10 protein-coding genes are annotated in these 13,117 nt (G+C 69.5%); 1 reads left to right on the top strand and 9 read right to left on the bottom strand.

Going from position 1 to position 13,117, the window contains the following annotated elements; genetic code table 11:
• Nucleotides 1-10 precede the first annotated feature (10 nt).
• The 4 genes from ACFOSH_RS31255 to ACFOSH_RS31240 all read right to left on the bottom strand — a co-directional run bounded on the left by ACFOSH_RS31255 (nt 11) and on the right by ACFOSH_RS31240 (nt 6,176).
• A complete protein-coding gene (locus ACFOSH_RS31255; RefSeq protein ID WP_378242993.1) occupies nt 11-871 on the bottom strand; it encodes an NAD(P)-dependent oxidoreductase in 861 nt (286 codons plus the stop codon).
• A 117-nt stretch (nt 872-988) separates the two neighbouring features.
• Entirely contained in the window at nt 989-1,567 is a 579-nt protein-coding gene (locus tag ACFOSH_RS31250) for a TetR/AcrR family transcriptional regulator (protein WP_378242991.1), read from the bottom strand.
• Nucleotides 1,568-1,614: 47 nt separating this feature from the next.
• Complete coding sequence (locus tag ACFOSH_RS31245) at nt 1,615-2,361, bottom strand: maleate cis-trans isomerase family protein (RefSeq protein WP_378242989.1); 747 nt, start codon at nt 2,359-2,361, stop codon at nt 1,615-1,617.
• Nucleotides 2,362-2,378: 17 nt separating this feature from the next.
• Nucleotides 2,379-6,176: a non-ribosomal peptide synthetase family protein gene (locus ACFOSH_RS31240; RefSeq protein ID WP_378242987.1), complete on the bottom strand. Its 3,798-nt coding sequence runs from the start codon at nt 6,174-6,176 to the stop codon at nt 2,379-2,381.
• Nucleotides 6,177-6,494: 318 nt separating this feature from the next.
• Between ACFOSH_RS31240 and ACFOSH_RS31235 the strand changes: the two genes are divergently transcribed.
• Nucleotides 6,495-7,361 carry an alpha/beta hydrolase gene (locus ACFOSH_RS31235; protein ID WP_378242985.1) on the top strand — a complete coding sequence of 289 codons (867 nt, stop codon included), beginning with the start codon at nt 6,495-6,497 and terminating at the stop codon, nt 7,359-7,361.
• Here ACFOSH_RS31235 and ACFOSH_RS31230 read toward each other — a convergent pair.
• From ACFOSH_RS31230 to ACFOSH_RS31210, 5 genes are read right to left on the bottom strand one after another with little or no spacing between them, the layout of a single operon-like run.
• Nucleotides 7,330-8,388, bottom strand: a complete 1,059-nt coding sequence (locus ACFOSH_RS31230; RefSeq protein ID WP_378242983.1) for an NAD(P)-binding domain-containing protein — start codon at nt 8,386-8,388, stop codon at nt 7,330-7,332. The genes ACFOSH_RS31235 and ACFOSH_RS31230 overlap by 32 nt on opposite strands.
• 50 nt (nt 8,389-8,438) lie before the next feature.
• On the bottom strand, nt 8,439-9,071 hold the full coding sequence (locus tag ACFOSH_RS31225; RefSeq protein ID WP_378242981.1) for an SRPBCC family protein: 633 nt from the start codon (nt 9,069-9,071) through the stop codon (nt 8,439-8,441).
• Nucleotides 9,072-9,105: 34 nt separating this feature from the next.
• On the bottom strand, nt 9,106-9,960 hold the full coding sequence (locus ACFOSH_RS31220) for an FAD binding domain-containing protein (protein WP_378242979.1): 855 nt from the start codon (nt 9,958-9,960) through the stop codon (nt 9,106-9,108).
• Complete coding sequence (locus ACFOSH_RS31215) at nt 9,957-12,404, bottom strand: xanthine dehydrogenase family protein molybdopterin-binding subunit (protein ID WP_378242977.1); 2,448 nt, start codon at nt 12,402-12,404, stop codon at nt 9,957-9,959. Before ACFOSH_RS31215 ends, ACFOSH_RS31220 begins: the two co-directional genes overlap by 4 nt.
• Nucleotides 12,404-12,934: a (2Fe-2S)-binding protein gene (locus tag ACFOSH_RS31210; RefSeq protein WP_037303592.1), complete on the bottom strand. Its 531-nt coding sequence runs from the start codon at nt 12,932-12,934 to the stop codon at nt 12,404-12,406. Before ACFOSH_RS31210 ends, ACFOSH_RS31215 begins: the two co-directional genes overlap by 1 nt.
• Between the last annotated feature and the right edge of the window lie 183 nt (nt 12,935-13,117).

Below are 13,117 nucleotides of genomic sequence, written 5' to 3'. Positions count from 1 at the left end.
GACCCCCGCCCTATTTGTCAAAGCTGGCGAAGTAGCCGGCCGCCATGTCTTCATCTCCGTGCCCGGCTTCGGACGCGCGGGCGAAGCGGGCCTGCCCGGCCTCGACGGCGTCCATCCGGACACCCGCGCGGGCCGCGGCTTCGAGCACCAGCCGGGCGTCCTTCTCGGCGTTGTCGACCGAGAAGGCGGTGGTGTAGTCGTTCTTGAGGATCGCGGCGGATTTGGCCTGGAAGTAGCCGTTGTCCATCGGGCCGCCGGTGACGACGTCCACGAAGTGCCGCGGGTCGACACCGAGTCCTTCGGCCAGCGCGAGTGCCTCGCCGACGCCGTGGGTCAAGGTGATCACCCAGGTGTTCAGCACCAGCTTGAGCCGGCTCGCCGCGCCGGTGCGGCCGTCTTCGCCGACCCACAGCGTGCGCTTGCCGATCGTGTCGAACAGCGGCTGGACGGTCTCGCGCGCGGCGGGCGCGCCCGCCGCCAGCACGATCAGCTGACCCAGTTCGGCGGGCTGGCGGGTGCCTTGGACAGGCGCGTCGACAAAGATGAGGCCCTGCTCGTCGGCGTACGCGATCAGCTCGTCGACAGCCTCACCGACGGTGCTGAGCTGAACCCAGATCGTGCCTGCGGCGGGGGCGGCCGCGCGGATCGCCGCCAAGACCGCCGGGCCGTCCGTGAGGACCGTGATCACGACCGGAGCGCCCTCGGCGGCTTCCGCGGCGCTCGTCGCGACCCGGACACCGTCCCCGGCGAGGGCCTCGGCCTTGGCCGCGGTGCGGTTCCAGGCCCGGACCGCGAACCCGGCCTTGCTCAGGTTGCGGGCCACAGGGGCGCCGATGATTCCGGTGCCGAGCACCGCGACGGTTTCCGTCATGACTTGCCTTCAGCTCCTTGCCGTCGTCTGTTTGCCGTCGTGAGTGGAATGCTCGTTAAAGAACGAGCACGAAGGGAATCCGCGCGAACGCGGGGGCTTCTTACGAAACCTGGAACATCAGAACGCCTCGATGGTGGTTTCGACGACTTGGGTGAGTGCCTGCCGGTCCGCGGTCTTGCCCAGCACCCGCAGGCCGTACATCGCGGCGAGGGTGAACCGCGCCAGCGCCCGCGGATCCCGGCCCGCGCCGATCTCGCCCGCCTGCCGGGCGGCGGCGAACTCGACGTGGAACGCGTTCTCCACCCGCTCGAAGTTGTGGCGGATGCGGGCGGTGACCTCGTCGTCGATGCCGCCGAGTTCCAGGGCGGCGTTGACTGCCAGGCAGCCGCGATGCGTGGCCGAGGTGTCCATCTCGTCGTGGACCACGTCCATCAGCACGCGGCGGATCCGCTCCCGGATGGTTCCCGGGGCGACCAGCATCTCCTCCACCCGGGTGGCGGACGTTTCCTCATAGCGGCGCAGCGCCTCCTTGAACAGCTGCTGCTTGCTCGAAAACGTGTTGTACAGGCTGCCCCTGCCCAGGCCGGTGCCGTCGACCAGGTCCTGGGCCGACGTCGCCGCGTATCCCTTGCGCCAGAACGTGCCGACCGCGGCGTCCAGCGCCTCGGTGGGATCGAATCCCTTGGGACGGGGCATGCCGCCAGCATCGCACGTTCTGTAACGATCAGTCAAATACCGGGCGTTCAATGCTCCGAGAGCAGGGAGCCGAACCCGCGCACCCGGTCGGCGATGCCGTTGCGGCGCAGGGCGTGCCAGTACAGGACGACGTTGTTCGAGATGACCGGTTTGCCGAGCCAGAACTCGGCGGCCGCCGCGAGCCGGGCCATGGCGACGTTGGTGCCGACCTGGACGATGGCTTCGACGTCGGCGTTGTCGATCTCCTTGACCGCCTCCCGGAGTTCGGTCTCGGTGACGTGGGAGATCTTGGCCGGGCTCGGCATGCCGAGGCCCTGGAGGTTCAGCAGGTCGTAGCCGCTGTCGTCGAAGAAGCGGCTCACCGAGTCGTCGCCGACCGGCAGGTACGGCGTGATGACCGCGATCCGGCGGGCGCCGTGCGCGGCGAGCGCGGCGTTGATCGCGTCCGGGCTCATCGTCACCGGGCGGCCACCGGCGGCGTCCCGCATCGCGTCGAGCACGCTGCCATGCGAATCCTTTCCCTCCCAATAGCTTTCCGGCGACACCCCGATGATCACGCAGTCGGGTTCGCAGCCGGTGACGCTCCGGATCGCCGGCCGCGTCGACCGCCGGATGCTGTGCATGACGTGGTCGAACCCGGGCTCGTCGACCATCGGGTCGTCGTCGATGGCCATCCGGCCGGTGTGGTTGGTGACGCCGTCGGGGCGCAGCGCGTCCAGTTCCGGCTGGGCCGAGGTGTTGGTGGACGGGACGACGACGCCGACCTTGAGGCGGGGACCGAGGGAGTCGGGCACTGGTGGTTCTCCTTAGCTCAGAGGGGTTCGAGCCGGGCACGGATCGCCGTTACCAGTTCGGCGACCCCTTGTTCCTTGAGAACGCTGTAGTGATCGCCTTCGAGCGTGACCACCTCCGGCGGCGTTGCCGAGTACCCGGAGCTGTTCTCGACGAACGAGTAGTCATCGCCGTCGGCCTTGAACAGGGTCACTCGCGCCGCGATCCGCCGCCGTGCGAGTTCACGGAAGGTGTAGTCGAATTCGTAGGTCTCCTCGACGATCCGGACGATGCGCCGTATGAGCGGTTCGCCGAGGGCGGGCAGCAGCGTCGCCACGAAGGCCACGAATCCGTCTTCGTCGCGGACGGTCTCCAGGCACGCCAAGGGTTCCGGCCCGGAGATCGACCCGAGGAAGACCGACAGCAGGATCGTCAGGTACGCCGGGTTCGTGTAGCTCGCCACGCGCTCCCCGCCGCCCTCGATCTCGGGGTTGCCCGGGCAGATCAGCAGCAGGTCGGCCACCCGCTGCCCCTGCTGTTCCAGCTGCCACGCCGTTTCGAACGCGACCCGCGCGCCGAACGAGTACCCCCACAGCGTGTACGGGCCCTCCGGCTGGACGCGCCGGATCTCGGCGACGTCGGCCTTCGCCATCTCCTCGACGGTGGCGTACGGCGTTTCGCCGTTGTTGATCCCGTGCGCCTGCACGCCATAGAAAGGCCGTGCCAGACCGCTTTCCGAAGCCAGCAGCCGTAGGTTCATCGGATAGCCGCCGAGGCCGGGCCAGCAGAACACCGGGTCGCCGCCGCCCGCCGCCAAGGGCACCAGCCGCGACGACGGCTTGGCGGAGTCCTCGCCGATCCGGGCGGCCAGATCGGCCAGTTTCGGGCACTCGAAGACGACCTGCAGCGGCAACCGCGTGCCGTACTCGCGGTTGATCCGGTTCACCAGGGAGACCGCGGTCAGCGAGTTGCCGCCGGCGGCGAAGAAGTCGTCCCGCGCCGAGACGTCGTCGTACTTCAGCGCCTTGCCCCACACCCCGGCCAGCCACCGCTCGTGGCTCGTCGAGGGTGCGACGTACGGTGTGCCGCCGCTCGCCGAGCGGACGGTGTCCGCCGCCGCCAGCGCGTGCGCGTCGACCTTCCCGTTGGCGGTCAACGGCAGTTCGTCCAGCACCAGCACCCGGTTGGGGATCATGTAGTCGGGCAGCGTGGCCGCGAGTTCGTCCCGGATGATCTCCGCCGGGCCCTTCATGTGCACGGCGTCTTCGCGCATCCCTTCGCTGCGCGCCTGCTCCGGGCTCACCTTGCCGCCGACGAAGAAGTACGACGGCCCGGGCGCGATCCCCTGCCCGGCGAGGATGTCGTCGATCCGCCGGGCGGCGGGCAACGGGTTACCGCTCTTCGAGCTGTAGCCCGAGGACATGAAGCCGAACCCCGCGCCGTTGCGCTGCAGATGATGCAGCTTCGTGCCGAGACCGACGTACTCGAGCCACTCGTCGGCGGCCCGGCTGACCGCGGTGATGCCGAAGGCCGCGCGTCCGTACACCTGCTGGTTGATCGCGATCACGTGCTTGGCCTCGATCAGCTTGCCGGAGACGCGCTCGAAATCCCCGTTCCGCCAGCGGTAGGTGCCGGCGGGCAGTCCCTCGACCCGCCCCGGATGGGCTTGCACGAACAGCTCGATGTCGTCCCGGCCCGGTTCGCCGTCGTTGGCGCGCAAGGAGAACGTGCCGAGGTAGTGGTCTTCGGCGGCGGCGCCGACGCGAGCCGCCACCGCGGGGTCGAACCCCGACGGGCTGATCGTGAGGCCGTATCCGGGCAGGATGTCCTCGAACACGCCGACCATATGGCCGGCCTCGAACTCGAGGACCTCACGGATGTTGTTCTTGTAGACCGGTTCGATGGCCCCGGTGCGGCCGATGAAGTGCACCGAATGCCCGGCACCCGTGCTCGCGCCGATCAGGACCAGCGTGTGGTCGATCGGGTGGTAGTAGTAGATCCCGGCGCCGAGGCCGTCGAGACCGCTGGTCTCCAGGTACAGCTGCGTCGCGTACAGCGCGCCCGGCGAGGCGTAGGAGTACTTCGGCAGCAGGCGTTCGTCGCTCTGGAACCGGCCGAACCAGCGCAGCAGCTCGCCCAGTTCGGCGAACGCGAGTTCACCGGGCTCCCGGGAGTGCGTGCCGGCCGGGCCAGGGTTCAGGAGCGCGATGAGGTCGTCGCGGGTGACGGCACCGCCCTCGTAGTAGCGATAGGTCTTGCGAGCGAAGACTTCCTGCCGCTGCCGGCCGGTTTCCCGCTTGCCCTCCAGCGCGACGACGGGACGGCCCGCGAGATCGGCGCGCACGCCCGGAGCCGAAAGCTGTGCCTTGACCTGCAGTTTGCTGGCCTTCGACTGATGGTGCCCGCCGTGGTTGCCCTGATCCATCACCGCGGCTTCGCGCGGATTCAGCTCCACGCAGGCCACCAGCGCCTTCGACCCGGTCCGCGCGTCGTCGGTCACCACCGCCGCCGCACGGCGCACCCACGTGTGGTCCTCGATCGCCACCGCGATCTCGTCCAGCTCGACGCGGTAGCCGCGCAGCTTGACCTGGTTGTCGGCGCGGCCGACGAACTGGAGGGTGCCGTCGGGGTTCCAGTAGGCGAGATCCCCGGTGCGGTACAGCCGTTCGGTCGGTATGAACGGGTTCGGCACGAACTTCTCGCTCGTCTGCTCGGGCCGGTTCAGGTAGCCGCGGGCCAGCTGGACACCGCCGATGTACAGCTCGCCCGTCTCCCCGATGTCGACCGGGGCGAGCGCGGCGTCGAGCACGAAGCACTGGGTGTTGTCGACGGGCACGCCGATCGAGACCGTCCCGGCGCCCTCGCCGATCGTGTCCGGGTCGACGACGTGGGCGGTCGCGTTGATCGTGCATTCGGTCGGCCCGTAGAGGTTGACCAGCCGCGCCGACGGCAGCTCACGGGCGAGTTCCCTGGCCAGCTGGCGGGAAAGCGCCTCTCCGCCGGAGAACAGCTTCCGCACCGTCGTGCAGGTCGCGAAGCGTTCCGTGTCGAGCAAGGCCTGCAGCAGCGTCGGAACGCACTGCAGGGTGGTGACGTCGTGCGCGAGCACCGTGTGGATCAGGGCTTCGGGGTCACGGAAACTTCCCGGCGCGCTCATCACCACGCGGGCGCCCGCGGCGGGCGCCAGGATCTCCCATTGCGCGGCGTCGAAACTCATCGGCGTCTTCTGCAGCACCGTGACGCTCGCGTCCAGGTGACCGCAGGCCTGCAGCCAGCGCATCTGGGACACGACACTGTGGTGCTCGATCATCACGCCCTTCGGCTTTCCGGTGCTGCCGGAGGTGTAGATGACGTAGGCGAGCGAGTCCGGCCGGGGCCCGCGCGGGGCCTCGCCGTTCGCGCCGCGGACGTCGGCCACCGACACGATCCGCGTTCCGGCGGGTACCAGCCCGGCGAGCCGTCCGGCGAGGTGCGGCTGGGTGACGACGACGCCGGTACCGCTGTCTTCGAGCATGTACCGCAGCCGGTCTTCCGGGTACTCCGGCGACAACGGCAGATAAGCGGCACCGGACGCGAGAATGCCCCACGCGCCGACCATCAGATCCACGGAAGGCTCGACGTAAAGGCCGACGGGATCGTTCGCCACGATCCCCAGACCGGCGAGGTGCGCGGCCAGCTCCGCACTCGCTTCTTCGAGTCCGCGAAAGGTCAATTCGCGGTCGCCGTCGACGACGGCGACCGCTTCCGGCCGCGTTCCCGCCCAGTGCCCGAGCAGCTCCGGCAGGCAGGTGCCGGACCGGACGTGATGAACCGATGTGCCGTTGTCGACAGACGTCATAATCTTTTCCCCTGGCAAAGCCATCCCCCGATACGAATTCCGCGGCCGCGCGCCGTGTCGACGCGCTGCTCGTGAACCACGAAGCACAGGAGCGACCCGGGGGATCCCGAGATACGGGCCGGAACGAGAACAGCCCGAAAGTTCCCCGACCGGAATTTTCCTGACAAACGAGAGAGCCGGATTCCCTGGTGAAAACGCGATTCCCAGTCACCGGTAAACGAAAGGGAAAACGAACCGCGCGCCCCGCCGATCATTCTTTTCCGCCCTTTGGTGCCGAGGTTCTCTCCTGGCGTGCCCGGATCCGCCACACTCGAAGACATGATTCCCACTTTCGTCTTCGTGCACGGTTCGGGAAGTTCCGCCCACGCCTGGTCGGCCACCCAGCGGGAGATGGCGTCACGCGGGCATCGGACGCTCGCGCTCGATCTCCCCGGCCGGGGCGCGGGATTCACGCGGGCCTACTACGAACAGGACCTCGAAACCTTCGCGGCCGAGCCGTCGGCCATGAGCGGCGTGACCGCGGACGCCTTGATCGGGCAGGTCGTCGACGCCGTCCAGCGGGTACGTCATCACGGCCCGGTCGTCCTGGTCGCGCACAGCTTCGGCGGGCTCCCGGTCACCGCCGCCGCCAACGCGATCCCCGAACTGATCGACCGGCTCGTCTACATCGCCGCCCAGTGCCCGGTGGAGCGCCACCCCGGCGAGTACCCGGCGCTGCCCGCGTGGTCGTCGTCCGCGCTTTTCCCCGCGACGGCGCCGCTCTTGGTCGGCGACCCGACGCGCCAGGGCTTCATCCGGATCAACTGGCGTGGTGCCGGCCGCGCGCAGCGGGCCGCACTGCGGGACGCCATCTCCGGTGAACTCACCGAGGAGCAGTTCCTCCAGGTCGTCGTCACCAGTCAGCCGGACGAGCTGTTCTGGCTGACCGGGCCCGAATGGGACCTGCGCGCCGACAAGGACTCCTGGGGCCGGATCCCGCGCACCTTCGTCAAACTGACCAAGGACCGCTCCATGCCGCTCGCCGCCCAGGAGCTCTACATCGCCGAGGGCGACGCGCTCACCCCGGACAACCCGTTCGACGTCCGTGAGCTCGAAAGCAGTCACGCCGGGTTCTTCCGGCGGCCCGCCGAGCTGGCCGGGATCCTCGACGACCTCAGCGTCCGAGCAGGCGCCGGATCTCGGTGACGGCCGTCCGGCCCGCCCGGTTCGCGCCGACGGTGCTGGCGGACGGGCCGTAGCCGATCAGGTGCAGCCGTGGTTCGGCGACGACGCGGGTGCCGTCCATCCGGATCCCGCCGCCTGGCGCGCGCAGGCGCAGCGGGGCGAGATGGTCGATGGCGGCCCGGAAACCGGTGGCCCACAGGATGATGTCGGCGGGTTCGAAGGTGCCGTCCGCCCACACCACGCCGTCCGGGGTGATCCGCTCGAACATCGGATGGCGGTCGAGGATTCCCGCTTCCAGCCCCGCCCTCACCTCGGGCGTAACCGCCAGATCGGTCACGCTGACGACGCTTTCCGGCGGCAGGCCCTCGCGGACCCGCCTGTCGACCTTCGCGACGGCCTCGCGGCCCCAGTCCTCGCTGAACGGCTCGTCGCGCCAGACCGGTGGACGCCGGGTCACCCAGCGCGTCGAGTGCGCGAAGGGCGCGATCTCCAGCAGCAGCTGCACGGCCGACGCGCCGCCACCGACCACGACCACACGCTTGCCGCGGAAGTCCCCGACGCCGGTGTAGCCGGCGGTGTGCACCTGGCGGCCGCGGAAGGTCTCCTGGCCCGGGTAGTACGGCCAGAACGGCCTGTCCCAGGTGCCTGTCGCGCTGATCACCGCGCGGGCGGCCCAGGTCTCCGCCGCGCTCGCCACGACCAGCCGATCGCCCTCGGCGCTCACCGACAGGACGTCGACGGGGCGATGGACCGGAAGGTCGTAGGTGCGCTCGAAGCGGCCGAAGTACTCGGAGACGACGTCGGCGGCGGGCAGTTTCGGATCCGGGGTGCCGAAGGCCATCCCGGGGAGGTCGTAGATGCCGTGGACCTTCTCCACGAGCAGCGAAGGCCAGCGGTACTGCCACGCGCCGCCGGGTCGTTTGCCGTGGTCGAGCACGACGAAACCCGCCTCGTTGGCGAATCCCGCGCGGCGCAGGTGATACGCCGCCGACAGACCGGCCTGGCCTGCCCCGATCACCGCCACGTCGACTTCGTGATCCGCCTTCATACCGGGTTCAACGGTGACGGGCCCCGGCTATTTCGCGGGCTGGGTCACAGTCAGCGTTTCAGTGCCCGCACGATCGCGACGATCAGGAGGACCCCGGCGAGCGCCACCAGCACCGGCCCCACCCGTTTGACCACGGAATCGCCCGCGTACTCCATCAGGTCGATGGCCTCGCCCTCCGCCGCGGGCTTGACCGCTTTCAACGGCGGACGTTCCGGGGTTTCGGGCTTCTCGGGTTCGGGCGTGGTGGCGAGCTTGCCGGACAGGCAGTCCGCGAACGAGTCGAGGATCTTGCCGCCGACCTCGGAGATCATCCCGCGCCCGAACTGCGCCGGCTTACCGGTGACGGCCAGTTCCGTGGCGACGGCGCCGTGGGTGACACCGCCCTTCTCGGACAGGGTGAGCGTCACCGTCGCCGACGCCGTACCCGCTCCGCGCGCGTCCTTGCCGGAAGCCTTGATCACCACCTTCCTGGCTTCGGCGTCCTTCTCGACGAAATGGCCGGATCCCTTGTAGAGCAGGGAGATCGGCCCGAGCTTGACCTTCACCGTGCCTTTGAAGGCGTCCCCGTCGACTTCGGTGACGGTGGCACCCGGCATGCACGGCGCCACCCGCTCCGGGTCGACGACGGCCTTCCAGACCTCGTCGACCGGGGCGGGAACGGTGAACGCGTGGTCGAGCCGCACGGGCCGACCTCCCTTCTCTCTGGGACCCTGCTTTCTAGGACCCTGCGGCGGCGAGGACCGCCCGGCCGGTCAGCACCCGCGCGAGGTGCTGCCGGTATTCGACATCGGAGTTGCCGTCGGCCGTCGGGTTCGTGCCCTCGGCCGCGTGTTCGGCCGCGCCGCGGATCGCGTCGGCGGTGGCCGCGCAGCCGACCAAAGCCGCCTCGACCGCCGCCGCCCGCACCGGTGTCGAGCCCATGTTGGTGAGCGCGACCCGCGCCTCCTCGATGGTGCCCGCCTCGGTGCGGACGCAGGCCGCGACCGCGACCATCGACCACGCCTGCGCGACCCGGTTGAACTTCTCGTAGTGGGCGCGCCAGCCGGTGTGCTTCGGCACGCGGACCTCGACCAGGAGTTCGTCCGCGGCGAGCGCGGTGGTGAACATGTCCTGGAAGAAGTCCGCCGCGGCGACCGTCCGCCGCCCGCCCGGACCGGCGACGACGAGTTCGCAGCCGAGCGCGAGGACGGGAGCCAGCAGGTCACCGGCGGGATCGGCGTGCGCGATGGCGCCGCCGAACGTGCCGCGATGGCGGATCTGCGGATCGGCCACCGTGTCGGTGGCGGCCTTGAGCAGCGCGGCGTGCTCGGCGACCAGCGCGTCCCGCTGGACGTCGTAATGCGTGGTCATCGAGCCGATGACCAGCACGTCGCCGTCTTCGCGGACACCGCGCAGCTCGCCGACCTTCCCGAGGTCGACCAGCGTTGTCGGCGTGGCGAGCCGCATCCGCAGCACCGGCAGCAGGCTCTGCCCACCCGCCAGCACCTTGGCATCCTCGCCCGCTTCGGCGAGGGCGACCACCGCTTCGTCCACTGTGGATGGAGCGACGTAGTCGAACGGGGCCGGGATCACTGGGCACCTCCGGTGGCGTCGATCGAACCGAGACCGCCACCGGCCTCGGAACCCAGCCCGCCCGCGGCGGCCGACCCGTACCGGATGGCGTGCCAGACCCGCATCGGGGTCAACGGCATTTCGATGTCGTTCACCCCGAAGTGCCGGACGGCGTCGATGACGGCGTTGACCACCGCCGGGGTCGACGCGATCGTGCCCGCCTCGCCGACTCCCTTGGCGCCCAACGGGTTCGTCGTCGACGGTGTCTCGGTGCGGTCGGTGGTGAAGCTGGGCAGATCCGCCGCCGACGGCAGGAGGTAGTCGGCGAACGTGCCGGTGGTCAGCGTCCCGCCTTCGTCGTGGACGGCCTCCTCGAACAGTGCCTGCGCGATGCCCTGCGCGAGCCCGCCGTGCACCTGGCCTTCGACGATCAGCGGGTTGACGACCACGCCGACGTCGTCGACACAGACGTAGGAGCGCAACCGCACGCGCCCGGTCTCGGTGTCGACCTCGGCCGCGCACAGATGCGTGCCGTGCGGGAAGGAGAAGTTCTCCGGATCGAACGTGTCCGACGAATCCAGCGAGGGTTCGACGCCGTCCGGCAGGTTGTGCGCCGAGAACACGGCCCACGCGATGTCCTGGATGGACGTCGCGGAATCCGTGCCCTTGACCGAGAACTTGCCCGCCGAGAATTCGAGGTCGTCCTCGGCGCACTCCATCAGATGCGCCGCGATCGGCTTGGCCTTGGCGAGCACCTTGTCCGCCGCGTTGACCACCGCGACGCCGCCGACCACCAGGGACCGGGAGCCGTAGGTGTCCATGCCCTTGTGCGAGGACTGGGTGTCGCCGTGGATGACCTCGATGTCCTCGAACGGGACGCCGAGTTTGTCGGCGACGATCTGGCTCCACGCCGTCTCGTGGCCCTGGCCGTGCGCGGAGGCGCCGGTGATCACCTCGATCTTGCCGGTGGGCAGCACCCGGATCTCCGCGTGCTCCCAGCCGCCCGCCGCGTAGTCCAGCGAGCCGAGCACCCGCGACGGCGCGAGACCGCACATCTCGGTGAACGTCGAGATGCCGATGCCGAGCTGGACCGGGTCGCCCGAATCCCGGCGCTCCTTCTGCTCACGGCGGAGGCCGTCGTAGTCGAAGAGTTCCTTGGCCTTGCCGGTGGCGGCCTCGTAGTTGCCCGTGTCGTAGGTCAGCCCGGCCACCGTGGTGAACGGGAACTCCTCGTGCTTGATCCAGTTCTTCTCGCGCAGCTCCATCGGGTCCATGCCGAGTTCGACGGCGAGCTCGTCCATGATCCGCTCGATCCCGAACGTGGCCTCCGGCCGCCCGGCGCCGCGATAGGCGTCGGTGAGCGTGGTGGTGGTGAACACGTTGGTGCAGGCGAAGTGGTACGCCGGGAACTTGTAGATCGCGTTGAACATGAACGCGCCCAGGATCGGCACGCCGGGGCCGACGAGGCCGAGATACGCGCCCATGTCGGCGAGCAGTTCGACCTTGAGGCCGGTCACCGTGCCGTCGCGGTTCGCGGTGATGGTGAGGTCCTGGATCTGGTCGCGGCCGTGGTGCGCGGCGACCATCGTCTCCGACCGGGACTCCGTCCACTTGACCGGTTTGCCGAGCCGCCGCGCGATCAGCGTCGACATCATCTCTTCGGGCAGGACGGCGATCTTTCCGCCGAATCCGCCGCCGACGTCCGGCGCGATCACCCGCACCTTGTGCTCGGGGAGGCCGAGCGTGGCCGCGGTCATCGTCTTGAGGATGTGCGGGACCTGGGTGGCCGACCACATGACCAGCTGGCTGCCTGTCGGGTCGACGACGCACGCGCGCGGTTCCATGAAAGCCGGTACCAGCCGCTGCTGGCGGAACCGCCGTTTGAGCACGATCCCCGACTTCTCTGCGTTCGAGATCGCGTCTTCGACGCTGGAACCCGTTCCCGCATCGGCGGAATCGAAGACCCAGACCGCGTTCTGGTTGGTGCCGAGCTCCTCGTGCACCAGCGGCGCGCCCTCGGCGAGCGCGTTTTCGAGACCGAGGACGACCGGCAGTTCGTCGTAGTCGACGTCGATCGCTTCGAGCGCGTCATGCGCTTCGGCCGACGTCCGGGCGACGACCACCGCGACCCCCTCACCGGCGAAGTTCACCGTCTCCGAAGCGAGGATGGGCCGCCTCGGCGACTTCATGTCCGGGGTGATCGGCCACGCGCACGGCATGCCGATGGCGCTTTCCGGGTCGAGGTCCTTCCCGGTGAACACCGCGACGACACCCGGCGCGGACTTGGCCTCGGTGACGTCGATCGAGACGATCTTGGCGTGCGCGAACGGGCTGCGGAGGACCGCGAGATGCAGCATCCCGGGGAGCGTGAGGTTGTCGGTCCAGCGGGTCCTGCCGGTGATGAGGCGCTCGTCCTCCTTGCGGCGGCGGGCCTTGCCGACCTCCGGTTCGATCGTGGAGGTCATCACTCACCACCCGCGCCGACACGGGAGGCGGTGTCCGAGGCGAGCCGCTCGGCTTCCGGGCCGGCGCCGGGCCGCATCTGGTGGGCGGCGTCGCGGACCGCGCGGACGATGTTCTGGTACCCCGTGCAGCGGCACAGGTTGCCTTCGAGTCCTTCCCGGACGGCCTTCTCGTCCGGATCGGGATTGTCGGCGAGCAGGTCGATCGACTGCATGATCATGCCGGGAGTGCAGAAACCGCACTGGAGCGCGTGATTCTCGTGGAAGGCCTTCTGCACCGGATGCAGTTCGCCGTCGCGGGCCAGTCCCTCGATCGTGGTGACCTCGCAGCCGTCGGCCTGGACCGCGAGGACCGAACAGGATTTCACGCTGTGCCCGTCGAGGTGGACGGTGCAGGCCCCGCAGTTGCTGGTGTCGCAACCGACCACGGTGCCTACCTTCCCGACCCGTTCGCGCAGGTGGTGCACGAGCAGGGTCCGGGGTTCGACGTCGTCTGTGTAGCTGGTGCCGTCGACGGTGACGGTGATGCGCATCAGGCCTCCAAAAGCAAGAGAAACCCCGCGCTGGTCCGGGGTCGTTCGGGAGCGGCCGGTCATTCGATTGTCACGGACCGACCCCGGAGCGACCGTGATCGGACTCACAGCCGAGCGTGCTACTTCTGCTCGGCAGGGACAACCCCCACCAGGGGGTGACTCAGGCGCGGGTCCGCAGATGCG

The organism is Amycolatopsis speibonae, from assembly GCF_042647925.1.
GTDB lineage: Bacteria > Actinomycetota > Actinomycetes > Mycobacteriales > Pseudonocardiaceae > Amycolatopsis > Amycolatopsis speibonae.
This window is presented reverse-complemented; position numbering and strand designations above follow the sequence as displayed.

Bases quoted from the DNA above. Each gene is read 5' to 3' on its own strand.
- ACFOSH_RS31215 (WP_378242977.1), bottom strand. From the start codon at position 12,404: ATGACCTCCACGATCGAACCGGAGGTCGGCAAGGCCCGCCGCCGCAAG.
- ACFOSH_RS31235 (WP_378242985.1), top strand. From the start codon at position 6,495: ATGATTCCCACTTTCGTCTTCGTGCACGGTTCGGGAAGTTCCGCCCAC.
- ACFOSH_RS31210 (WP_037303592.1), bottom strand. From the start codon at position 12,934: ATGCGCATCACCGTCACCGTCGACGGCACCAGCTACACAGACGACGTC.
- ACFOSH_RS31240 (WP_378242987.1), bottom strand. From the start codon at position 6,176: ATGACGTCTGTCGACAACGGCACATCGGTTCATCACGTCCGGTCCGGC.
- ACFOSH_RS31250 (WP_378242991.1), bottom strand. From the start codon at position 1,567: ATGCCCCGTCCCAAGGGATTCGATCCCACCGAGGCGCTGGACGCCGCG.
- ACFOSH_RS31255 (WP_378242993.1), bottom strand. From the start codon at position 871: ATGACGGAAACCGTCGCGGTGCTCGGCACCGGAATCATCGGCGCCCCT.
- ACFOSH_RS31230 (WP_378242983.1), bottom strand. From the start codon at position 8,388: ATGAAGGCGGATCACGAAGTCGACGTGGCGGTGATCGGGGCAGGCCAG.